This is a genomic window from Novosphingobium sp. P6W (assembly GCF_000876675.2).
Taxonomy (GTDB): Bacteria; Pseudomonadota; Alphaproteobacteria; order Sphingomonadales; family Sphingomonadaceae; genus Novosphingobium.
Genome location: NZ_CP030352.1, coordinates 916,974 through 942,123 on the forward strand (window position 1 = coordinate 916,974; position 25,150 = coordinate 942,123).

Consider the following 25,150-nt stretch of genomic DNA (forward strand, 5'->3'; position numbering starts at 1 on the left):
ACTGATAAAATGAGTGATCCGATCGCGACCCCTCTGTACGACCAAACTAAGGTAAAAATTCCTTATTCTGAGGTTTGGAAATATTTAACTGATATCTCCGGTGGCGGATACGATCTCGAGAAGCTTCTGAATGGTAAAAGTGATTACCCAAAACCAATTACAACCCGCAGAATATTTAAAAAATTCCAGAACGATCCGGTCTCGACCGCAGATCGACGGTACTACGACTTAGGTTCGATAACCTATAACGGCAATACTTATACATTGCCGAAATTCGATATTATAGGATTTAATGATTCAAGCATTAAGCGCTATGACACGGCCCTTGCACTAATCAAGTATGCTGCACTTAATGGCTTGAATATTCCTGAGCTAACGCGCTCTCTTGCGGTGCTGCAGTCACTTCAAGGCAAGGGTTATGATGTTATCGCTATCTTTGATGCAGGGGCTCCGACCTCTGCTGGCGCGGGCGGGCAAGCCAACATAGAAGATGTCGGCGAAACGCTTTGGGATAATCAACTCGAGACGTTTGTCGCATCGAGCGATGCGGATGGCGTTAGCCAGGCCCGGAATATGGCAGCGTTTTTTCATGAGACATCTCATGGTTTCTTCGGCGGCCATCTTTTCGCCGCAAGCTCTACAGGAAATGACCCATCCACGTGGGGGGAACTGCTCGCTCCTGTGACGGTTAGCCGCGTGGCAGTGGAAGATTCCTATAAAGCAGGCTATGAATTTGCCGTAGCGCTCGCCAAAATTGCGGAAAGCGTAAAAACCTCTGGGCAGTCCGGTGACAAGTTTGTCCTTCAAGGGGTTACTTACGACACTGGCTCAATTAAGTTTACCCTTTCGGATATTGAGAGCGCTTACAACGATCCGAAAACGGGGCTAATTCCACTCGTTGCTGAGCAGTATGAGAACTTAAGGCGAAGTGTAGTCAATTTGTATTTTTCGAAGACAATCGATAATATTAATAAGATTAACAGCGCGGTTACTCCTGCGCAAATTGCCGATCTTTTAAGAGATGGCCTAATAAGTATTAAAGCTAAGCCTGCTGGATTGACTGCTGAGCAGGAGGCTGGGTGGGGTAGATCGATCAATGATTATAATAAGCAGCAGACTGTTATTACTGAAGCCCAGCTTAAAGAGTATGAAAGACAGGGCTTCTTAAAACTTAAGGCTAAGCCCGCGGGACTCACCCCAGCCCAAGATGCGGCTTGGGGTAGCACCCTTGACAATTACGATCGAGTTGAATTGGGCTACGTTGATCTCAATGGCGACGGGGTCAAGGATGTCTCGCGGACGGCATCTGCGGTTGGAAAAAAGGCACCTCTTGTAGTCGGCGGCAGGCAATTCACGCTTTGGAGCGATTTTCAGAAGTTCGCCGGATTGGTCGTTGGTGGGATATCCAACATTGATGGGGGTCAAGTTGGAATTGCGCTTGGTTCTGTGTTGGGAAGAAGACTAAGCGATAATCCATTTGGACAGATTTTGTCCTCAGCAACGCTTGGCACAGCACTGGGCGCGCTCGGAGAGTTCGTAGATACGAGATTATTTAATGGAACATCATCTACAAATTTCCTAAATGGCGCAACGCCTATAGATAACGCTACTGGTGAACCAATCGTCGGTTTTGGCGAAAATCTCGGCAATACGCTTTGGCAAAACATCAAAGGGGCAGGAACAGGTGCACTATCTTCCTATTTGACTGCCGAAGTGATCAGTGCCGTAGGGCTAGGTGGGGTGCCGGGCGAGGCTGTTAACAGCCTTGGCAGCGCAGCAATTTCAACAATTATCTCCAATCTTGAACACCTAGGAGAAGCTTACACCGCTGCTGATGGCACCGTGAAGTCGACTACCGTGTTCTCCAATATCGGTCCAGCCATTGCGAATGCAGCCGCAAGCTATCTGGGCACGAAGCTCGCCAACGAGATCTATACACCTGATAACGTCGGGGGGCAGATAGGTAGTGCCGTCGGTGCAGCCTACGGGTCCTATGTTGGTAGCGTCATTCTCGCAAGCGGGATTAACCCGGTCACATTTGCCGCTGCGGTAGTTGCCGTGGCATTCTGGCAAGTTGTCGGAGGCCTTATTGGTTCGCTCTTTGGGGGTACACCGCGCTCTGGAGCAGATTCCCAATGGAGCTTTGAGCAACAAAAGTTTGTCGTTGCTAATCTTTATTCGCGCAAAGGTGGGTCGAAGGACGCTGCCAAAAGTCTTGCAAGCGCTGTAAGTGACAATTTCAATTCCGTTTTGCTGGCAACCGGTGGGGCGCTGCTGCACCCTGACGCAGTGCAGTCCGGCAATTATGGGATGCGCAAGAAAGACTTTGTCTACCGACCGCTTTCGACGCGCGATAAAGACGCGATTACTGCACGGTTCAGTGGCAGTGCGGGTGCCCAACAGTTAATAGACCACGGTACTTATCTAGGTTTGTCAAGCATTTCGGGCCAGCTCGCGGGTGGAGATTTGTATTTGAAGCGTGCGTTGGCGGCTAGTCTAGCTAACGCGCTGGGTAATTCTGAGACCGATGCTGCAGGCGCTGCGGGCCAGTTCAACATGGCCACCCTGTTGGGAGATTTGTCAGTTGCAGCAGACTATGAAAAATATTTAGGTAACGTTGCAGCAATCAACGCTCTAATTGCGGCCGAGCCGAACTCGGCTTTCGCCGCAGGATGGCTCGTCACGTTAGCGCGCGCCAATGAACTTGGTCTCGATAGGCGTTCCCAAACCGACTGGGTGGGTGGTTACGTTGCTTTTCTCGACGAAGCGGCGGACAGCAAGATTGACGGGAACGCACTACTTGCATGGCAATTGGAGCATGTGATCGACGCTGGCACTGGTGCTCGCTTGTGGAGTGTCAAGGACGCAAATAACGTATTCTTGGGAACAATTGAGGATACGATCGATCCCGGTTCGAACACGCGGATTATTGGAACATCGGCCAATGACCCAATTGACCTTCGTCTTGCGAACTTACCCGATCAAGGCAATTACATCGTCAACGGAAGGTTGAATGACGATATTGCCGTAAGCGGCGTGGATTTCACGGCAAAGTCTGCGACCCTCACCTTCGCGCCGACGGCTTTGCGTACGACGGTGCAGGTCAATGTCACGGCAGATGCAATAGCAGAAGCCAGCGAGAATTTCCTCGCATCGCTTTCGAATGCTCCGGGCATGCAGATCATGGGCGGAGCAGCAACGGCGACGATCATTGATGGCACGGCAGCCGCTCCCACCCTGATGGTTGGCAACAGCTATGCCTGGGAAGGCGACGGCTACGCGGTATTTCGTTTCTCGCTTTCGAAAGCCGCTACAAGTGCGGTCACCGTCAATCTTGCCCTTCTTGCCGATAAGGCAACTGGCGATGGTATCGATTTCGGCAGCACTGGTGCGAGCAATATTCAAGTCTCGACCAACGGCACGACCTGGACGAACGCGACCAGCGCGACCTTCGCGGTCGGCGCAACGCAGCTTTTCGTGCGGACCGCAGTGGTCGCCGATAACGTCGCCAATCCGGACTATGTGGCCCCGACCGTAGTGAACGGCCAAGTCGTCACTCCGGGGAACGGCAAGCCGCAATTTCTCAAAGTCGAGGGTAACGAAAAGTTCAAACTGCAGGCAACCGCAACGACCGGCGCGTCAGCGTTGGCCAATGGCGCTCAGCCGGTCACGGGCACTGGCACGATCGTCGACGGCGCTGGAACCGAGCCCCTCGTCTGGATCGATAGCGTGGTCGTCGACGAAAGCTCGGGCAAAGCGATCTTCACCGTCTCGCGCTCGCGCACGATGTCGGCATCGACAACGGTCGGGTTTGCGACAAGCGACCGCCGTATTCTCGATATCCCTATCGCCGCGACGATCGACGGCGGAGCCGGCAACGACACCATCTACGCCTCCAATCTCGGCGACAACGTGTTCGGCGGCGCGGGCGACGACATCATCTACGGGGGCCGCCTCGACGATTGGCTGCTAGGCGGTGACGGCACTGACACTCTCGATGCAGGTTCGACCGCAGCAGGATCGCTAGGCGGCGACGGCAACTATCTGAATGGCGGTGCGGGCAACGATACGCTTCGCGGTCGTGAGGGTTCCGATTGGCTCGAAGGCGGGGAAGGTACTGACACGCTGCTCGGCGGCGCTGGTGACGACATCCTCGTCGGCGGTGCCGGCGAGGGGGACAGCCTCAAGGGCGGAACCGGCGCGGATCAGTATGTGGTTCGTCGCGGAGACGGTGCTGACATCATCGATGAGGCGAGCACCGAATCCGCGTTGACGAATACGAGCACAGATGCGCTGTCTCAGCGGATCAGCGCTATTGAGAAATGGAAAACCAATCCCCTGCAGGCGGGCGCGCTGCGCCCTGACTGGGTCGGCACATCGGCCGGCGTGTCGTCTGGCGCGGTCGAAGGCGGCGAAGATGCCATCGTTTTCGGTGCTGGCATCGGCATCGGCGATGTCCGTCTGCAGCGTTCAGGCACTTCGGGCACGCCGGGCAACGATCTGCTGATCACGCTCATGGAGACCGTGGGCGGAACCGAGCGTGCGACAAGCACGGTCATCACCGTCAAGGATTGGTTTTCGAACCCCTACAAACGCGTCGAATGGCTCAAGTTCGCCGACGGCAACGAAATCCGCATCGGCGACACGACGAGCTTTATCGTCGGCGGGGCTGGCAATGATGTTCTGATCGGCACAGCGGGCAACGATTTCGTGTACGGCGGCGCGGGCAACGATAAGCTCTATCTCCTGGGCGGCAACGACGTTGGTAACGGCGGCACCGGCAATGACATGGTCGCCGGCGATATCGGCCAGGACCTGCTGATAGGCGGGATTGGCGATGACCAACTGCTGGGCGGACGCGGCGCCGACGCCATCACGGGAGATGCGGGCGCGGACGATATCTACGGCGGTGCGGACGACGATATCCTTTCGGGCGGCACCGGAGACGGCGACGTGCTGGCGGGCGGCGCCGGCAACGACACCTTCAAGTTCTCGCGCGGCGATGGCCGGGACATGGTGTTCGACGAGTTCGCCAATTACTGGCAGGTTGTTTGGGCAGGCGGTTCGTATGCCGCCGGGTTCACCTTCAGCGGGACGACCGGCGAAGTGACCGGGCCAGGCGGTGTCGTGCTTCGCAAGAATGTCGGCACCGCGGCAGAGCCAGAATACGAGTGGATCGGCCGCTACGACTTCGACAGCGGCACCAACACCCTCAAGGTCTTTGTCCCGCCTGCGGACGCGGTAATCACCGCCAATTCAGGTACGGATACGATCGAGTTTGCTCCGGGCATCAACCTCCAGGACGTGGTCCTGCAACGCCCCGCAGGATCGAACGATCTGGTGCTGGTCGTCAGCAAGGAGAGCAACGAGGTCGCCAATACCTCGCTCGTTGCGGACAGCATCACCATCAAGGACTGGTTCTTGGCACCGGGCAGCATCGAGAAGCTGGCCTTCTACCAGACCGGCATCTTGGATATCGATCCGGCGAAGATGACGCTCAAGGCGGGCACCGATGCCGCTGACGGCATCGCCAGCGCGCCGCTGGCCGGTACAGCCATCGCTGATTGGATCACGGGCGCAGCGGGTGACGATGTCATCGCCGGTGGTTCCGGCAACGATATCCTCTCCGGCAACAGCGGTTTTGATACCCTCAAGGGCGAGGCCGGTGATGACGTCCTGTACGGCGGCACTGGCGATGATATCCTCGACGGCGGCGCTGGCAAGGACATCCTGGTCGGCGGCGCCGGCATCGATGCCGCCAGCTATGCCTCGACATCGGCGCCCCTGCGTATCCAGTTGTCAGCAGCCCATACGAACACAGGCGATGCGACGGGCGACGAGTACTACTCAATCGAGAACGTGATCGGCGGTGCTGGCGTGGACATCATTGGCGGCGACAGCGGGCAGAACGAATTGTCGGGCGGCAAGGGCAACGATCAGATCGCCGGCAACACTGGCGACGACACCTATGTCTGGAACACGGGCGACGGTGCGGACACGATCGTGGAGGGTGCTTTCACGATCGACGAGGCAGTTACCGCGGCAGGGGCACTAGGCACCGGGTTCACGGTCAAGTCCTGGGCCGATACCGGGACGGTCGACCCGACGTCCGGCAAGCGCTACTGGCGCCTGCAGGTCCAGACGGCGGACGGCACGATCGTCTATGACAATGCCACCTATCTCTACACCGTCGGCACGACGCCTGCGGTGCCAGCGCCTACCGCCTATGCCCAAGGAGGCTGGCTCGGCGGCTTTGCCCGTACCAATGGGCAGCAGGTTACGCGCCAGCGATTCGACACTTCGGTCAACGGCGGCGAAGACGAAATCGAATTTGGTCCCAACATAAGCCTCGGAGATGTCAGTGGAGTCTTCGTCGGTGACGATCTCGTTCTGACAATCGGTGGCGTGGTGACATCGCAGATCACCATCAAGGGGCAAAGGATCGGCAACAGCGCCATTGAGTACCTTAAGTTCGCCGATGGATTGGCGGTGTCTCTTGCAAGCGTCGGCGGCGCAGCGAGCGATGCAACAATCAACGGCGGAGATTTGGACGATCTCATTATCGGTCGATACGGTGTGTTTAACGACAGTCTTAACGGCGGGGCTGGGGACGACGTCCTAGTCGGTTATGGAGGGGACGATACCCTTGTCGGAGGGGAGGGCAACGACGTATTCGAGGGCGGGCTAGGCGCGGACGTTCTCGACGGTGGCTCCAACACGTCTTTGAAAGACGCGACTAACGCTGGTGACACTGTCCGCTATGTGAGGTCCGCTGTTGCGGTTACCGTCGATCTCCGGCTCGCGACCGCGCAGACCGGTGCGGATGGGTCGGAAGCGCTTGGCGATACGCTGATCGGAATCGAGAATGTCGTCGGGTCGGCCTATAATGACGCGATCACGGGCGATGGGGCCGACAACAAGCTCTTCGGCCTCGCCGGTACCGATAACCTGTATGGGGGCGCCGGCGATGACGTCCTCAGCGGCGATGACGGCAATGACAACCTCTACGGCGAGGACGGCGCGGATTCGATCTCCGGCGGCCTAGGCAACGACAAGCTCTATGGCGGTGCCCAGAACGATGTTCTGGACGGGGGTGACGGTGATGACCAACTCTTTGGTCAGACTGAAGACGACATTCTCTCGGGCGGTCTCGGCAACGATCATATCAGCGGAGGTGCCGGCAACGACACTCTGATCGGCGGGGACGGCAACGACAACCTGATCGAAGACACCGGGAACGACAAGCTGGACGGCGGCCGAGGCAACGATACGCTGAATGGTGCATCCGGTAACGACACCTATATTTTCGATCGGTATTCTGGAACGGATATCCTCACCGACACCAGCGGCAGCAACACGATCACATTCGATGAAACCGTGGCATACAATGAGCTATGGCTGACGCAGGTCGGCAATGATCTGCGTATTGCGGTGATCGGATCGGACGCGAGCATCACGGTAAAAGGGTTCTTCCTGGCGAGCGGCCAGAGCCGGATCCACGCGATCCAGACCACCACGCATGTCATTTTCCTCGATCACCCTGACGCTCTCAATCTTGTCACGGTCATGACCGCCAAGTCATCGACGCCGGCAGTAACGCCGGTCTCGATGTTCGCGGACGTCGCGCAGAAGCTCGGCACCTACTGGCATGCGGGTAGCAAGGCGGCCCCGACCGGTCCCGCCGCCCCCCGTGTGATCACGCTGGCGGAAGATACCCCACTTGCCGTCAACGGCAGCTATGCTGTGATCGATCACGATCAAAACGTCACGTCCTATGCGCTCGATCCGGCGAAGGGTCCGAGCAAGGGCGTGATCAGCCAGTTCAATCCTGTGACCGGCACACTTACGTACACGCCCTTTGCCGATGCCAATGGATCCGACACGTTCGTCGTCATCGCGACCGATGCCGATGGGCAATCCGTCGCCTTGCCGGTCAACGTCACGATTACCGCAGTGAACGATGCGCCGCGCGCCATTGCGATGGTGGGCCAGGCCCCGCTCCAGATCGCCGAGGGCGCTCCTGGCAGTACTACCGCTAACGGTGCCTTGATCGGCTCGTTCACCGCGCTGGACGTGGAAGGGGACACGATCACCTACACGCTTACAGACAACGCGGGCGGACGTTTCACGATCACCTCGACGGGTGAATTGCGCGTCCTGAACGCCAGCCTGCTGGACAGGGAAGCCGCGTCCTCGCACACGGTCCGTGTGCGGGCGACTGACAGCTACGGCGCATCCTCCGAGGCAGCGTTCACGGTGACCGTGACCAACGTCAACGAGGCCCCCAACGTCCCTGTGCTGTCCGCGCCTGTCGGCATTGTCAGCGAGTATGTGGCGGGAACCAACCCATCGAACGTTTCTGCTCTGGCCGCACGTTTCACCACCAGTGATCCCGATGGTGCCCCCAATCCATCGATCGTCTTTGTAGCCGATGCCACGGGCAACCCTGGCAGCCGGTTCAAGATTTCGGGCACCGACGTCCAGTTCGCGGTTGAGCCTGATTTCGAGGCTCTGGTCGGCGCCGGCTTTACGGTCACGGACAGCGACGGCGATGGGTTCGGCGAGGTTACGCTTACTGGCAAGGTCTATGCCTCGGACGGTGCGCTCTCCTCCGCGCCCGTGACCTTCACCGTCAAGGTGGAAGACGTCAATCAGCGGCAAACGGCCATTGCTCTGGCATCCGCAGCGTCATCCATCGCCGAACGCGACCGCCTGGCGGCGGGCAGCGCGCGCGCCGCGATAGTTCTGGGGACGCTCAGCACCACGGATCCTGACCTCGTCAGTCAGCTTGCTGGCCAACAGACCTATGCGGTCTATGAGAACAGTTCGACCACGGCCAGCACGAGATTTGCCGTCAATGCCGCCAACCAATTGGTCCTGCTCGCGGACAAGAGCCTCGATTTCGAGACCGATGGCGCGTCGATTGTTCTCAAGGTGCGCGCCACTGATAAATCCTCGGCACCGCTATCCTTGGATCAGACGTTCTCCTTTACCATCATCAACGCAGATGATGTCGTGGATGGCACCGCAGGGGCTGACACGCTGACCGGTCAGCAGAACCGGGACATCCTGCGAGGGCTTGCCGGTAATGACATTCTGTCGGGCCTCGCCGGCAACGACCAGCTCGAAGGCGGCGATGGCAACGATACGCTTTATGGCGGGGACGGCAACGACACCCTGTCGGGGGATGGCGGCGATGACCAACTGCTCGGCGAAGCCGGAGATGACACTCTTACAGGCGGAGCCGGCAACGATGTTCTCGATGGCGGGACCGGCAACGATACCCTGACGGGCGGCATCGGAGCCGAGGGCGTGCGTGCTTCCGGCACGGACGCGTGGCGCGGCTTCACGGCTGCGGGCCTTATCGGCGGTGCCGGTAATGACATCCTCGACGGCGGTGAGGGCGACGATTACCTCGACGGCGGCGATGGTGCCGACCAGTTGATCGGCGGTGCCGGGTTCGATGGCGTAAGCTATGCCGGTTCTACCGCAGGCGTAACGATCAACCTGACGACTAGCGTCCACAGCGGCGGTTTCGCGCAGGGCGATACCTTGACGGGGATCGAATTGATCGAAGGGTCCGGGTTGGCAGATACGCTTACCGGCTCCGCTGGCTCCGACGTTCTTCGCGGCGGCGGAGGCAATGATATCATCAAGGGCGGAGCCGGGAACGACTACCTCATCGGCGGCGATGGAAATGATACGCTCGATGCGGAGGCAGGCGACGATTATCTCGATGGCGGTGCAGGCAACGACATCCTGATCGGCGGTGCCGATAACGACACCTATTTCATCGGCCGCAACCAGGGTAACGATCGCATCAGGAATTTCGATGCGACCGGAGACAACTTCGATCACCTCGCGCTGGATAATTCAGTCGTCTACACCGACGTCTGGTTCGATCGCGTCGACGACAGTGGTGTGGTCAGCTCTACCGGTAACCACCTGCGCTTGACTCTGCTGGGACAATCGGGTCCCGAAGGGACAGTTACCGTCGAGAGTTGGTTCCAGCTTCCCGACCGCAACCTCCCGGAAAACTACTTCAAGATCGACTTGATCTCGGATGGTACCGATCGCGCCACGCTTCCGGTCAACGTTGACGCGCTGGTAACGTTGATGGCCGGCATTCCGGTCGGCAGTCGTCCGACCACCCAGAGCGCGATGGCTGCGCTGCGCACGAACAACGCGCTGTTCAAGAACGGAATGGAGGACAACTGGGGCCGTCTCAGCGCCCCCAGGATCAGCGATACCATTTCAATCAGCGGAACCGAGGCCCTTGATGCTGCCACCTCGACCATAAGCTTCGCGGTCCAGGCCTGGTTCGTGGACGATCAGGGATTGGGCATCGATGTCCCTGCCAGCCAGATCGACCTCACGCTGACAGCGTCCAACGGTTACGTCCTGTCCGACTATGTGACCGGCATAAATTACGGCAGCCCCGACGTGAACGGCAACCGGACGGTCACGCTGACACTGGCCCCGAACGCTAGTACTCACCTGCTTCCGGGTGGAAATCTGCCGCTTCAGCTCCAGGCGAAGATTCGTGGGACGACGCGTACGGCTCTGGATGCCGGAGGCATTGCCCTGAGCATCGCGCCGACTGCGGATACGGGGAGCTTCAGCGCGCTTGCGAGCGCTGGCGGCAACGCCGGCACGAACATCGCCATCGCTGTTGCCGCGATCACGCCGGATACGGATGGCTCGGAGGCCGTCGATGTCCTCGTCAAGGGTCTGCCCAGCGGCTACTCGCTGGTCAACGCAGCCGGCACGGCGGTCGGTACATGGGAGTCCGCTTCCGGATGGTGGCGTCTGACGGCGGCACAGCTCAGCGGTCTGCGCATGGCGGTACCGGCCGGGCGCTACGAGAACGCTGCCCTCAGCTTTGCGGTTCAGACAAAGGACGGAGCCTCGACGCGGACATCGGCATGGTCGAACCTGTCTGTGGTCGTCAACGGCAGCCCAACCAACATAACGCTGACGGGCTCGGTCGTGGAAAATGCCGCGACCGGAACGTTCGTCGGAACGCTTGCCGGGGCGGATCCGGACACAGCCGAGGGTGTCGGCGCCCCGACCAGCTTCCAGCTCCTCAATAATGCTGGCGGTCGCTACGTCCTCGACACCGCCAACACGAGCCGCCTGCTCGTCGCGAATGGCGAAGGCAACTTGGACTTTGAGGCGTCAGGCCGTGATGCGGCGAATACGATCACCGTGCGCGTATTCGATGCCGCTGGTCTGTTCTACGACAAACAGATCGTCGTTCCCGTCACCAACGTGAACGAGCAGAACGTATTGCCCGGCTCTTATACGATGGGAGCCAATGAGAACGTCGCCGTTGGCACCGTGGTGGGCGCGGTCGCAGCCAGCGATCCGGACGGGGGAGCGGTCGCCTTCGGACAGCAAAGGTACTATTTCCTCAACGGCTCGTCCGCCAGCGGGACCTCGTCCGACGGGCGCTATACGATCGATGTCACCACCGGCCAGATCAAGACCGCCGCGGGCCTGAACTTCGAGGCGGGATCGACGAGCGTTGCCTACACTGTAATCGCCCGCGATAACGCCGGGGCAGGGGGCTACAACCAGACCTCGACGTCCGTCACCATCAACGTCAATAATCTCAACGAACAGAACGGCCTTGCCGGAGGATCCTTCGGAGTTAACGAGAACGTCGGTGTTGGGACCACGGTTGCAACCGTCACGGCGACCGATCCGGACAGCGCCAGCAACGCTTTCGGCATGCAGCGCTACTGGTTCTGGGATGGTACGAATTACTCGAGCGCGACCTGGGACGGACGCTACTCAATCGACAACACGACGGGGACCATCAAGGTCAACGCTGGGCTTAACAGGGAAGCGGCAGACCCGTCGCGCAACTACGTGGTCGCCGCGCGCGATAATCAGGGTGCTGCCGGATATACCGAAAGCCGTAGCAACTACGTCATCACCATCAACGATGTGAACGAGCAGAACTGGCTTGGTGGCGGCTCCTTCGTCGTCAACGAAAACGTCGGGATCGACACGTATGTCGGAACGGTCACGGCGGGAGATTCCGATAGCAGCGCGACCGCCTTTGGCCAGCAAGGCTACTGGTTCTGGGATGGAAGCAACTATTCGCTTCAGACCTGGGATGGGCGATACAAAATCGATAACTCCACCGGCGTCGTCCGGGTCAATTCGGGCATCAATCGTGAAGGTGGTGATCCGATCCGGACCTATGTCGTTGCTGCGCGGGACAACTGGAACCAGGCCGGATTCACGGAATCGCGCGCCGAGTTCCGGATCGAGATCGGCGATGTGAATGAGCAACACTCACTTGTGTCGACCCAGATCAGCCTGGATGAAACTATGGGGCCGTACTCGAAAACGGAAGAATCGATTGCCTCATTTCTTCTTGACACGGATCTCGCGGGTAATCCGCACCCCAAGATCGAATGGAAAATTGCCGGTGCAACTCCTGACGCCGATGGGAGCACCAGGTCGGGTATCTGGACGCTGACCAAGGAGGGCGTACTGCGCTTGACAGCAGGGAGCGTCGATTACGAGGCGCTAACCACGCGGTATGAGACCGTCACCGAATGGGTCGACTATGGGTGGGGGCCCGAACCGTACGAGACGACAGTGGCCGTTCGCGATCACTCGCTCGCAACGCAAAGCCTCACGGTCGTCGCCAGCGACGGGCAATTCTCTGCATCCACGACGTTCAACGCAACGATCAACGACCTCAACGAGCACGTTTCGTATAGTTCTTATTTGCAAGGGAGTTCGAAGGGCACCTGGATAAAGTTGAGTGACACCGAATACCGGATCCTGGCGGACTCGTCGGCGGTGACGCGATATATTTCTCCAATCGTATACGATCCGGAGGGGCAATCTGTTTCCTATTCAATATCCAACCTCGCGTACCGCGAATATAATGTTGTTGGGGGTGGCAGCAGTCAGATCAATGCCACGGCAATGCCCGAAATTCGGATCGACCAATATGGCCGGATCGGCTTCTGGGTTCCAGGCCAGGATTGGGACGGCGAATGGGAGGGTGGCCTCAAGATTGGCGGAACTCGTCGCACATCGAGCGTCGATGCGACATTCACGCTCAATATCGTGAATGGAGGGCTCACGACTCCTGTCAATATGAAGATTACCTTCGTAAAGCGTGGCTCAACCGTGCCGCCGATCGTCCTCGATCTCGACGGGGATGGTCTTGAACTCGTCGGTTACGATGACTCAAACGTCTCATTCGACATGGATCAGGACGAAATAGCTGATCGTACCGGTTGGGTTGCGCCGGATGACGGTTTACTTGCGCTCGACCGCAACGGCAACGGCACTATCGACAGTATTTCGGAGATATCCTTCGTCAGCGATCTGGCGAACGCGCTCACCGACCTGGAAGGTCTGCGCGCCTATGACACTAATGAGAACGGACTGCTCGACGCCGGGGATCAACGCTTTGGCGAGTTCCTTGTATGGCAGGACGTTAATCAGGACGGGGTTAGCAATGCTGGCGAACTCAGATCGCTCACTGAAGCTGGCATTGTCCAGATCAACCTTACCCTCCTGGAAACCGGGGAACGGCCGGTTTCCAACGGTAATGTGATCACCGCTACCTCTGACTACCTGATGGCCGACGGTACGTCGCACGTGATCGGGGATGTCAGCCTTGCATTTGATCCTTCCAACATGGAGGGCGCTCTCGCCGATGACGAGGAGGCAGGAGCCTCTACCTCCCTGACCTCTGCTTCAGGTGCCGGTTCCGATGCGGTCGATCAGGGCCAAGGCACCCCGACACAAGGTGACTATGCCGTCGCAGTTGCAGGTTCCGAAGATCCAGAGGTCAGCGCTGCTGACACCTTGGATATACAAGACGCCGTCACTCCCACAAATCCTCAGACCGACGTGGCAGCCCCGATCGTCTTCGACTTCGACGGAGACGGCGCTGCGTTGATTTCGCTGGCGGACAGCGCCACGCGCTTCGACATGAACGGGGATGGGGTCGCCGACAAGGCAGGCTGGATCGAAGCCGACGATGCGTTCCTGGCGTTGGATCGCAATGGCAACGGCACGATCGACGACATCAAGGAAATCTCCTTCGTCTCCGACAAGCAGGGTGCAAAGACCGACCTTGAAGGGCTTGCAGCCTTCGACACCAATGCCAACGGTCTTCTCGATGGCGGGGATGCCCGTTTCGTGGAGTTCAAGCTGTGGTTCGACCGGAACAGCAACGGCACGACGGATGCTGGCGAGTTGCTGAGCCTTGCGGAGGCGGGGATCACTTCGATCACGCTGCAGGGCACGGCAACAGGCGAAACGGCCGCAGCAGGCAAGAACATCACCTACAACCGTTCCGCGTACCTGCTCGATGATGGCAGTTCCGGCACGCTTCTCGACGTCGGTCTGGCATTCAAGGCTCTCTCGGCGCTTGTCGATCCGGCGTTCCAGACCAGCACTTGGTCTGGGAAAGCCAAGCGCTTCCGCTTGTCCGGCGCTTCGGATGGCGCCCATGTCGTCCCCAGGGACGCGCAAGGTGCGATTGCAGCATCCGCAGGGCTGATCGGGCCCGCCTCCATCATCGAGTTCGATAACACGAAGGTCGGGATGCTTTCCGCGATCCTGGTCGATCTCGACGGGGACGGTCTCGAAGCCCGCAAGCGCGGCAAAACCGATGCCCACTTCGACATGGATGGCGACGGGACGGCGGACGACACCGGGTGGGTCGCCGATGGCGATGGCCTGCTAGTCATCGACCGCAATGGCGACGGTGCGATCACCCATGCCTCTGAAATCTCGTTCCTCGCCGAGAAGGAGAACGCGAAGAGCGCGTGGGATGGCCTTGGCACGCTCGATGCCAACAAGGACGGCAAGATCAATGCCACCGACGCCCGGTTCGGCGATCTCAAGGTCTGGCAGGACGCCAACCACAATGGGGTATCCGACGCTGGCGAACTCCATGGTCTCACCGATCTCGGGATCAAGGAGATTTCCCTGACGAGCACGACAGTCGGTGAAGCGGCAAAGATTGGGCGTAACGTGCCGCTCACCACCTCGATCTACACCAAGGATAACGGCGTCACCGCAACGATCGGTAACGTCGCCCTGGCCTTCGATCCATCGTCAGCGCAGACCGGGGCCACGCAGGCGGCTGCCCGGCTCGCCCAGGCCATGAGCACCTTTGGGGCGAATGGAACCGACGGAGCCTTGACCGGTAGACACACCGATCTACCCAGCAGCTATGACATGCTGACAGCTTCGGCTGCCTGAAGCCGAACGAGAATTGGACACTGAGATGACGACTACACAGGATACTGCCCCTATCGCGCCGCTGACTGTCAGCCATTTCCTCGGGGAAATGGCCTGGCTGCTTACCCAGTCTCCGCTTCATCGGGGCCTCGCGCTCTCGGACCTGGAATGGTTAGTGATGCCGGCGCTGCTGAATGAACAGTTCTATATGTTTCGCGATGGCCAGCAGCCCGTTGGCCTTGCCCTGTGGGCGAAATGCTCGCCCGTGGCTGCCGCCAAACTCGAAAAGGGTATGATCGAGCCGGAAAACCGGCTGACGCTTGAGGAATGGAAGGAGGGCGACCAGCTTTGGCTGGTCGATCTGATCGCGCCTTTCGCGAACGCCGAGAATAAACAGCGCGAGATCATGATCGCCGATCTCATATCCGGACCCCTCAAGGGACAGGAATTCCGTTTCCACCAGACGGACCCGCAGACCGGGAAGCGAACCGTCCAGGTAGTGGCGGCGGACGCTGGCGAGCGGCTGCGCCATGCCGTCGAACAGTCGGCCAAGCCGTAGCTGATCTCTCACAGCTGCTGCTTCCCGCGAGGATGCTCCGGTCGGTCAATACGCTGTCGGTCGTTTGAACCATCCTTCGCTCGCATATCCACCATCTCCATGGGGAATGGAGGAGAGAATGCAGCGAAGGTCTTCTCTATTTCATTGGGGGTACCATCATGAAGAAAGTCCTGCTCGCGGCGAGCCTCGCCGCCGTTGCCATCACCGTGCCCGCGGCATTCGATCCCGCTGCGGCTAAGCAGCGCACGGTCATTGAGCAACTGCCGGCCGAGATCGTCGACAAGAACTACGTGGGTGACGTCGAAGTGATTGTCGCCGACACGGCCAGCAAGAAGATGGGTGACCTCGAGATCAAGGCCGGGGCGAAGCGGACGGAAGCCGGTCTCGCCGCATTTGATCCGGCTTCGACGGCGCCCTCCCGCGACCAGTACGCGACGCTGCCCTTCGCTGCGATGATGCCGAACGTCATGCGCGATGTGACCCGCAAGTGGGGCCTCACGCCCGAGCGTGGCGGCAAGGCGGTCAACCTGCGTATCACCATTGAGAACATCAAGACCGCCAACGCCGGGATGGCCTTGCTACTTTCCAGCGCGGACGAACTGTCCGGCGAGGTCGTTGTCCTCGATCCGGTATCGCAGCAGCAGATCGGCAGCTTTTATGTGCAGGTCCTCAATAATCACGGTGGCCTCGCCGGCCTCGCGATGCGCGGCGGGGGCGTCCGAGAAAAGCTCGCCGAGGAATTTGCTCTGGAAAGCTCGCGGATCCTTACCGGCAGCACGAAAAAAGACTGGAAGAAGCGTCTGAAAGCGACCGAGCAAGCCGGGGGCGACAAGGCTGCAGCCATGCCCACCGGTGCCGGAGCCTGATCGCATGCCGTCTGCAGTCTTTCGCTATGCCGGGCTGTTTCGCGCGGTCGGCATAGGCATAACCTTCATCGTGGGCGCGAGTTTGCCCGCGTCGGTCGTCGCGCGCACCGTCGAGTATCTAGGCGATCTCGTAGCCATTCGCACGGCCGCTGACGACCAGGGCATCGCGGGGCCGTTTTCAGAGGCCCCGGCGCCCGGCGACGCGCTGCTGGCGCTGGAAACTGCAACGGCCGCCGATCATCGCGTGATTATCGCCAGCAATTATTGCCAGGCCTATCACATCGAGAACCCGGTCTCGCTGCTGCTTCAAGACCTGGTGGCGGCTGCGAACGGACCAAGCGGTGAGATCGTCAGCCCGGTGGGCAAACCGGTTGTGAAGGTTAGGGTTCTTTCCGGCTCGACCCTTCTTCGATGCATGGGCAAGAGCGATCTTGCCACAATCTGCAAGAACAGGGTGCGGATCACTGCCGACGCGAGCGTCACGCGTGCGGACGGGTCTGTTGCTCATGCGCCGCTCGTCGCGCAAGTCGAGCGGGAAGGTCGGGTCGGGGGTTTTTGCGGCAATATTGCGCGCTATACTGGTATCGTCACGAGAGAGGCGGCCATCGATCTGCTCCGACAGGCCCGAGCACTGTAGGCCAAGGGGACTGGAGTAGGAGAACCCGTGTTTCCAGGGTTCACGGGGCCGATGGCGAAATTCAAATGGCGTTTCTCGACATTTGAACGCCGGCCGCCCGCGAAACTTGCACCGTCGCTGCTTTTCGTTCTATATTTGTGCTCCAGTCTTTTTCGCCGCTGCTCGGATGGCGCGGCGCGGATTGGCAAAGGTCTTTCAGATGTCCGCGTGAAATGCGCGTTGCTTTTCATGTCCTTGGAGCCTTACTCCGAACCGAGCCATGCGTACCCACATCGATCATCTTCCCCCGCACAAGCAACGCGAACTGGACCTGGTCGTCGAGATGCTGTTCCAGGGGCTTCGCGACGCGACGGGCAATGCGACCGGGCGCCGCAAGTCCGGCCGTATCCTGAAGATCATCCTGTTCGGTTCCTATGCACGCGGGGATTGGGTGGATGCGCCGCTCGATGCCAACAGGTACAAGTCCGACTATGATCTTTTGGTGATCGTCAACCAGAAGGACCTGACCGACCGCGCCGCCTACTGGGACGAGACCGAGCAGCGCATCGTCACCGCCTACAATTTCGAGAAGACGCTCGGCACGCCCGCCACCTTCGTCGTTCACTCGTTGCAGGACGTGAACGACGCTCTGGCACATGGGCGCCTGTTCTTCATGAACATCGTGTCGGATGGGATCCTTCTCTACGAATCCGACGACAGGCCGCTGAAGACGCCGGTTCCCAAGACGCCGGAATTGGCTTTGGTGGCAGCGGAAGAATACTTTTCAAAATACATAGGCGATGCGACCCGATATTTCGATCTCGCTCAGACTGCAATTGAGCGAGATTATTCAAATGAAGCGGCATTTCTACTTCATCAGACTGTCGAGAACCTCTATCAAGGGCTTCTGTTGACCTTCACATTCTACACGCCTTACGATCACAATATCCTGTTCCTGCGTGACCTTGCCGAGGACATCGACCGCAGCCTCTTCGACGTCTGGCCGCGGAGTTCGCGGCGCGAGCGTGCGCTCTACCAGAAGCTCAAGGATGCCTACCGCAAGGGCCGCTACTCGCGCCATTACAGCATCGCTCGCGAGGACCTGGAATGGCTTGCCGGCCATGCCGAGGTCTTGGGCCAGCGCGTCCATGCCTTGTGCCAGTCGCGCATCGTTGAACTGCGCAAGGCCGTGACTGACGAGGCTTAACCGGGCGACGTCTTGCGCGCCGGGTTCGTTTGGGTATCATGAGGGTCGGAGGCGTCGATCGCCGGCACTCGCCTTCCTCCTGTTCTGCCAGGCATCACCACATCCGTCCCTGCGGTCGGGTGGCAGGGGTTCTTTAAAGACCTCGCGCGTCGCTAGCTCTCGCTAACCCCGGACCGTCCCGGGGCGTGATGTCTGCTGGCCCGTCGAGGTCGTGCGTTTCCATGCCAATGCGACATGCCCGGGCGCTTGCCAGCGAACGCCGCATCGCTGCGCAACCGTCGGACCCGGAGGACGGGGATGACAGGTGCGACGAGAATAGCGGCGGCACTTGCAGGATCGAGGGTCTTTACCGGGCCGAAGCGCCGCGTCTCGCCCGCTTTTTCCGGCGCCGGATCGGTGAGGGAGACGAGGCGCCCGACCTCGTCCAGGAAGCCTTCGCGCGGCTTGCCGCCTTCATGGCGCGCGAGGGCCTTGCCAATCCGGCCCCCTACCTCCAGCGCATCGCGCGCAACCTGCTGTTCGAGCGCACTCGGCGCCGGTCGCGCCGCATGGCCGCCTCTCACGTGTCCATCGACGAAGAGCGCGACGTGGCGGTGGGCCCCGCTCAGGAACACGCCCTTGCTTACGCGGACCTCATGCGGTTGTACGAGGCCGCCGTTTACGGCCTTCCCGACAAGACACGCACGGCGTTCCTGCTTCACCGCGTCGAAGAACTGACCTATCGTGAGATCGCCGAGCGGCTCGGCATCAGCATTCCCACTGTCCAGTACCATGTCGGCAGGGCACTGGCGCATATCTCCACGGCTCTTGAAACCGAATGACACACACAGACCGATTGCGAACGCGCGAGCTGCGCGAGGACGCGGCGATGTGGTTCGCCCTCATGCGCGGGCCGGAGGCGGAGGCGCAGCGTGCCCGGTTCGAGACCTGGCTGGCCGCAGAACCCGCGCATCGCCAGGCCTATAATCACATTGCCGAGGTGTTCAGCCTCGGCAAGGGACTCAAGCCGCTTGTCGAAGCCCCGGGAGCGCTCCTTCCTGCCAAGGCGAGGCAGCCCGCTATCCTCGCGCGCGCCATCGGCAGTCCGGTCATCGTGCTGCTTCTCTTCCTCGCGTTCGTCCCCGTGCTCGTTGGGCTCACCATCGCGACCATGCGGGCGATCGGCCCCGGCCATCCGTTCGTCCAGGCGACCGGGTCGGGAACGAGCCTGGGCGGCGAGACAAGTCTCGCCACGGCGCGGGGCGAAGTGCGGACCTTCCGCCTCGGCGACGGATCTCGGGTGACCCTCGATTCCGACAGCCGGGTTCGCGTGGCGCTGTCAGCCCAGCGGCGCGACCTGGCCCTGCTGCGCGGGCGCGCACGCTTCTTCGTCGCGCATGAGCCGCGTCCTTTCGTCGTGGCGGCCGGCGGGGGCTCGGTCCTGGCACGCGGCACGGTCTTCGACGTGGCGCTTCGCGGCGAGGCCGGTGCCAGCGTCGACCTCATCGAAGGGCTGGTCGACGTCCGCCAGCCCCGCGCCGACGGCGCACCCGCAGGTTCGCCTCGCGACGAGAGCGAGGTGACGCGCTTGACCGCCGGCCATGGCCTCGCGATCGGCGCACCCCGGGGCCTGCCGCTGCGCGCGGTCCCGTCGGCTCCGATCGACTGGACGAGCGACTTGCGCGCCTTCCAGGAGGTGCCCTTGCGCGATCTTCTTGCAGAAGCGAACCGCTACACCGACAAGCCCCTGGTCCTCGCCGACCCAGCGCTCGGCGATCTTCGCGTCTCGGGGACGTTCCGGGTCCGCGAGCCGGTCCGCCTTGCCGGAAACCTCGCCGAACTGCTCGACCTTGCGCTTGTCGAAAGCCCATCGGGCATCGCGCTCGCGCGCCGCTGCACCCGCGGGGAAAAAAACTTTTGCCCGCCCTCATAAATTTCGCCTGACCGGCATGGATACCCCCGAACAGCCTGCAGCCAGGCAATGGGGGGTATCCATGATGGACAAGAGATTGAGCACACTGTTCCTGGCAACGAGCCTATGGGCGCTCGCCGTCCCGGCCGCAGCGCAGGAACCACGCCATGAACTGCACTTGCGCGCGCAGGGTCTTGGCGATGCGCTGCGCGCGCTGGGCAGCGCCACCAGGCGCGAGATCATCTTCACGCCAGGCGCCGTGGCAGGCAAGTCCGCCGCGCCGATCGACGGCGCCTATACGCTCGAGGAGGCACTCGATCTCCTGCTGGCGGGAAGCGGCCTTGTCGCGGTCGAGCGGGACGGGAGTGTCCTTGTCGTGGGGCGATCGCAAGCGCCGCAAGTCCCGGCGGCATCCCGCGGTGACGATTCCGCGATCCTGGTGACCGGCTCGCGCATTCGCGGGGCGCCGCCGGCTTCCCCGGTCACCACGCTCACCACCCGCGACATCGCCCGGGCCGGTCAGACCGACCTCGGCGAGGTCGTGCGTACTTTGCCGCAGAGCTTCGCCGGCGGCCAGAACCCGGGCGTCGCGCCGGGAGCACCGGGCAGCAACAACAACCAGAACTCGGGTTCAAGCATCAATCTGCGCGGGCTCGGGCCCGATGCGACGCTTACGCTGCTCAACGGCCATCGGCTCGCCTACGGCTCGTTTACCCAGGCGATCGACGTCAATGCCATCCCGCTCGGCGCGGTCGAGCGCATCGAGATCGTCGCCGACGGCGCTTCGGCGGTCTATGGATCGGACGCGGTCGGCGGCGTCGCCAACATCATCCTGCGCAAGGACTATGACGGGGTTTCCGCCACGGCGCGGCTCGGTGCCGCGACCGATGGTGGTAACACGCAGCAGCAGTACAGCCTTGTCGCGGGAACGCTGTGGGACGGCGGCGGCCTCGTCGCCACCTATGATTTCGAGCGCGATACGGCGATCACCGCGCGTCAGCGCGACTTCACGAACTACATGCCCGGGAACAGCACCCTCCTTCCCGCGCAAAAGCGGCACAGTGCCGTGCTGAGCCTGCACCACGAACTTGGGCCTGACCTGACCTTCAGCCTCGATGGCCTCTACAATTGGCGGCGTTCGTCCACCGTTCTGCAAGTGCCCGGCTCCGCGCGCTATACCACCGAGCCGACCAACCAGTCCTTCGCGGTCGCGCCGTCGCTGACGTTCGAGGCGACCCCCTCGCTGTCCTTCACGCTGAGCGGGGTCTACGGCGAGGACCACACCGATACCCGGCAGTTCACCACCACCACGGCCGGCGCGGTCAGCGCTTATCCCTATTGCTACTGCAATTCGGTCAAGTCGCTCGAGGCGACGTCGCAAGGCGATGTCATCGACCTGCCGGCGGGCCCGGTAAGGTTCGCTGCCGGTGCTGGCTACCGCGACAATGGTTACCTCAACCGCTCCGCGAGCTTGCCCGAGCCGATCGACGCGCATCAGGATAGCTATTATGGCTTCGGCGAAATCTACGTCCCGCTGGTCTCGCCCGGGCAGGCGGTCACCGCCATCCATCGCCTGTCGCTGAGCGGCGCGCTGCGCTACGAGAAATATCCCGGCATCGACGACGTCCTGACGCCCAAGCTGGGCGTGATCTATGCGCCGAGCGCCGATATCGATCTCAAGGCATCCTGGGGCAAGTCCTTCAAGGCGGCGACGCTCTACCAGCAGTATCAGCCGCAATATGCCTTCCTCTATCCCGCGACGACCCTGGGCGGCGCCGGTTACCCGGCCGGTGCGACGGCGCTGTTCACCAATGGCGGCAACCCGGCGCTCAAGCCCGAGCGCGCAACCTCATGGTCGGCAACGCTGGCCGCGCATCCCCGCGCCGTCCCCGGGTTGCAGGTGGAGGCGAGCTATTTCGAGATCGCTTATCGCGACAGGGTCGCGCAGCCGTTCCAGGGCACCGTCTTCTACACCGCGCTCGGCGCGCGAACGCTCGACGACTTCGTAGATCCCTATCCCTCGGCCGCCCTGCAATCCGAACTGATCGCGGCATCGCCCGTACCACTCTACAATTATTCGGGCCTGGCCTATGACCCGGATGCGGTCGTCGCGGCGGTCTACAACACGTTCTTCAACGTCGCGCGCCAGCGAATCCGGGGCCTCGACCTTACGGTACGCTACGAGGCGCGGCTGGGCTCAGGCGATACGCTCGCGTTCAACGGCTCGGCGTCCTGGCTGCAGTCGCGCCAGAGGCTCGACCCCGCCCTGCCGTACACCGAACTTGCCGGCACGATCTTCAATCCGCCGCACTGGCGGGGCAGGGCAGGTGCGACATGGACGCGGGGTTCCTTGAGCGCCTCCGCCTTCGCCAACTATACCGGCGGTGTCGAAGACACCCGCAGCGTCCCCGCAGTCCGCGTCGGATCCCAAACCACGTTCGATCTCGCGGTCGTCTATCGTGCGTCCCCGCAGGGGCTCATCCCGGGCGTGGGCTTCGCGCTCGCCGTGCGCAACCTGCTCAACGACCAGCCCGCCTACGCGCGGCCGGTGGCCGACTATTACGTCAGCTACGACTCCACCAACCAGTCCGCGATCGGACGCTTCATCAGCGTCTCGCTCACCAAGGAGTGGTGAGCGATGAAGGACATTGATTTGGGTGGCGACGGGTCGTCATCTGCCGCTGCGGGCCGGCTGCCTCGTCTTGCAGTTCGCCGGGCATGTAAAAAGAAACTGCGTACCGCCTTGGGCGGAGTAATCCTTGGCATCTCGCTGGTTCCGGTCGCATCGTGGGCAAGCCAGCCGCCCTGCGACCTGTTGCCTCCCGCGATGGCGCCGTCGGCGCCGCAGCGTGAGATCACCGCGCTTGACCTGGCACGGCTGCGCGACTTCGGGGGCATGCAGTTCGATACTTATCCTGGCCCACCGGCCGCGCTCTCTCCCGATGGCCGGCATGTCGCGCTGCAGCTTCGCCGCGGCGATCCCTCCTCCAACCGCTATTGTACCGGCATCGTCGTCAAGGAAACCATCGGCACGGCGCCGCCGCGTATCGTCGCCGATGGCGGCGAGATCATCCGGCTGTCGTTCGACAAGTACGGGTTTTCCGGGCTGGTGAGCGGTGCCCCGGTACCGTCGGTGCTGCGCTGGTCCCCCGACGGTCGCCGGCTCGCCTTCACCAAGGCCATCGGCGGCGTAATGCAAGTCTTCCTGGTCCGCCCCGATGGATCGGGCGAGGAGCAAATGACGCGCTCGCCCGTGTCGATCGACGACTTCCAGTGGCTGCCGGGCGGCGCGGCGATCGTCTATGCTAGTCGCCCCGCGCTTCTCGACGAGGAACGGCGGATCGAAGGCGAGGCACCGAGCGGCTGGCGCTATGACGTGCGATTCTGGCCCATTGCCGGCGGGCGCCCCCATCCGCCGTCCTCCACACCCAGCCGGATCGACGTGATCGCGCTGGCCGATCGAACTCCGCGTCCTGCACTGCCGGCCGAACGGCTCGTACTGGCGCCGGACGGAACGCCCGGCTGGCCAGCCGGCGCTACGCAAGTCTTGCCAGTCGGCAGCGGCACCGATCGCGCCTGGCTCGCACCGGTCGACCCGGGCGCCTTGTTCAAGCCCAACGTTCTCCATGTTTCAATGAATGGGCGCGAGCTGCCTTGTCCGCAGTCGGCCTGCACCGACGTGGTCGGGCTATGGAAGCGCGATCCGCGCACGATCCTGTTCCTGCGCCGACAAGGCGTCGCCCGCAGCGAGATGGCGTTGCTGCGCTGGGACCTTGGCAAGGGCGCGCCCCGCGTGTTGCACACGACTAACGATCCGTGGCTTGGCTGCCAGCTTGGGCCCATCGAACTGGTCTGTGCGGCGGAAAGCGACACCGCGCCGCGCCATGTGATCGGCGTCGACGGGGGATCCGGCCAGGTCCGCACCATCTATGATCCCAATCCGGAGTTCGCCGCGATCCGGCTTCGCCGGCCCGAGCGCATGGTTTGGCGCAATGCGTTCGGCATCGAGACCTTCGGTGACCTTGTCCTCCCGTCCGACTACCGTCCGGGCCATCCGGTGCCGCTCATCGTCGTCCAGTATGATTCGCGCGGGTTCCTGCGGGGCGGCACCGCCGACGAATTCCCGATCCAGCTGTTCGCGGCCAAGGGCTTTGCCGTCCTCAGTTTCAATCGGCCGCCGTGGTATGGGCTCCAGGGGCCGCCGCTCGACCTCTTCGCCTTCCTCAAGGCCAACCAGAAGGACTGGTCCGACCGGCGCAGCGTACAGTCCTCGCTCGAAATCGTCGTCGAGCGCCTGATCGCGCGCGGCATCGCCGACCCTGCGCGCATCGGCATCACCGGACAAAGCGACGGCGCCACCACGGCGACGTTCGCGCTCGTCCATTCGCGCCTGTTCAAGGCCGTGGCGCTCAGCACATGTTGCGAGGAGGCGACGATGATGGCGAACCTCGGGCCGGGGTTCGAGGATTGGTACGCCAGGACCGGATATCCTAAGTTCAACGAGGATCGCCCCGGCTTCTGGAAGGAGGGATCGCTGGTGCCCAATCTCGGCGCACTTCCGCCGGTACCGCTGCTGATCCAGGCGGGGGAGGAGGAATTTCGCTTCGCATTGCCGACTTATGCCGCCGCGAAGAACGCCGGCTGGCCGACCGAGATGTACGTGTTTTCGGACGAAGGTCACGTCAAGCTCCAGCCTGCGCATCGGCTCGCGGTCTATGAGCGCAACCTTGCCTGGTTCCAGCGGTGGTTCAAGCCGCGCGAGCGCGCGTCGCAATGAGCG

At 61.4% G+C, this 25,150-nt stretch carries 9 protein-coding genes; all 9 read left to right on the top strand.

Going from position 1 to position 25,150, the window contains the following annotated elements:
* Window positions 1-9: 9 nt before the first annotated feature.
* The 9 genes from TQ38_RS30810 to TQ38_RS04610 all read left to right on the top strand — a co-directional run bounded on the left by TQ38_RS30810 (window position 10) and on the right by TQ38_RS04610 (window position 25,147).
* Window positions 10-15,252 carry a cadherin domain-containing protein gene (locus TQ38_RS30810; protein WP_113941881.1) on the top strand — a complete coding sequence of 5,081 codons (15,243 nt, stop codon included), beginning with the start codon at window positions 10-12 and terminating at the stop codon, window positions 15,250-15,252.
* A 25-nt stretch (window positions 15,253-15,277) separates the two neighbouring features.
* Window positions 15,278-15,790, top strand: coding sequence for a toxin-activating lysine-acyltransferase (locus TQ38_RS04575; RefSeq protein WP_043971938.1), 513 nt, complete (start codon window positions 15,278-15,280; stop codon window positions 15,788-15,790).
* 158 nt (window positions 15,791-15,948) lie between these two features.
* Window positions 15,949-16,656: a hypothetical protein gene (locus tag TQ38_RS04580; RefSeq protein ID WP_043971936.1), complete on the top strand. Its 708-nt coding sequence runs from the start codon at window positions 15,949-15,951 to the stop codon at window positions 16,654-16,656.
* A gap of 4 nt (window positions 16,657-16,660) precedes the next feature.
* Window positions 16,661-17,293: a hypothetical protein gene (locus TQ38_RS04585; RefSeq protein ID WP_043971934.1), complete on the top strand. Its 633-nt coding sequence runs from the start codon at window positions 16,661-16,663 to the stop codon at window positions 17,291-17,293.
* A gap of 259 nt (window positions 17,294-17,552) precedes the next feature.
* Window positions 17,553-18,479 carry a nucleotidyltransferase and HEPN domain-containing protein gene (locus tag TQ38_RS04590; protein ID WP_043971933.1) on the top strand — a complete coding sequence of 309 codons (927 nt, stop codon included), beginning with the start codon at window positions 17,553-17,555 and terminating at the stop codon, window positions 18,477-18,479.
* 221 nt (window positions 18,480-18,700) lie between these two features.
* Window positions 18,701-19,300 carry an RNA polymerase sigma factor gene (locus TQ38_RS04595; protein WP_240197945.1) on the top strand — a complete coding sequence of 200 codons (600 nt, stop codon included), beginning with the start codon at window positions 18,701-18,703 and terminating at the stop codon, window positions 19,298-19,300.
* Entirely contained in the window at window positions 19,297-20,391 is a 1,095-nt protein-coding gene (locus TQ38_RS04600) for a FecR domain-containing protein (RefSeq protein WP_043971929.1), read from the top strand. Before TQ38_RS04595 ends, TQ38_RS04600 begins: the two co-directional genes overlap by 4 nt.
* 61 nt (window positions 20,392-20,452) lie before the next feature.
* Window positions 20,453-23,005 carry a TonB-dependent siderophore receptor gene (locus TQ38_RS04605; RefSeq protein ID WP_043971926.1) on the top strand — a complete coding sequence of 851 codons (2,553 nt, stop codon included), beginning with the start codon at window positions 20,453-20,455 and terminating at the stop codon, window positions 23,003-23,005.
* A gap of 108 nt (window positions 23,006-23,113) precedes the next feature.
* On the top strand, window positions 23,114-25,147 hold the full coding sequence (locus TQ38_RS04610; protein ID WP_240197946.1) for an Atxe2 family lasso peptide isopeptidase: 2,034 nt from the start codon (window positions 23,114-23,116) through the stop codon (window positions 25,145-25,147).
* The last annotated feature ends 3 nt before the right edge of the window (window positions 25,148-25,150 follow it).

Bases quoted from the DNA above. Each gene is read 5' to 3' on its own strand.
- TQ38_RS04575 (WP_043971938.1), top strand. From the start codon at position 15,278: ATGACGACTACACAGGATACTGCCCCTATCGCGCCGCTGACTGTCAGC.
- TQ38_RS04580 (WP_043971936.1), top strand. From the start codon at position 15,949: ATGAAGAAAGTCCTGCTCGCGGCGAGCCTCGCCGCCGTTGCCATCACC.
- TQ38_RS30810 (WP_113941881.1), top strand. From the start codon at position 10: ATGAGTGATCCGATCGCGACCCCTCTGTACGACCAAACTAAGGTAAAA.
- TQ38_RS04585 (WP_043971934.1), top strand. From the start codon at position 16,661: ATGCCGTCTGCAGTCTTTCGCTATGCCGGGCTGTTTCGCGCGGTCGGC.
- TQ38_RS04590 (WP_043971933.1), top strand. From the start codon at position 17,553: ATGCGTACCCACATCGATCATCTTCCCCCGCACAAGCAACGCGAACTG.
- TQ38_RS04605 (WP_043971926.1), top strand. From the start codon at position 20,453: ATGATGGACAAGAGATTGAGCACACTGTTCCTGGCAACGAGCCTATGG.
- TQ38_RS04595 (WP_240197945.1), top strand. From the start codon at position 18,701: ATGCCAATGCGACATGCCCGGGCGCTTGCCAGCGAACGCCGCATCGCT.
- TQ38_RS04600 (WP_043971929.1), top strand. From the start codon at position 19,297: ATGACACACACAGACCGATTGCGAACGCGCGAGCTGCGCGAGGACGCG.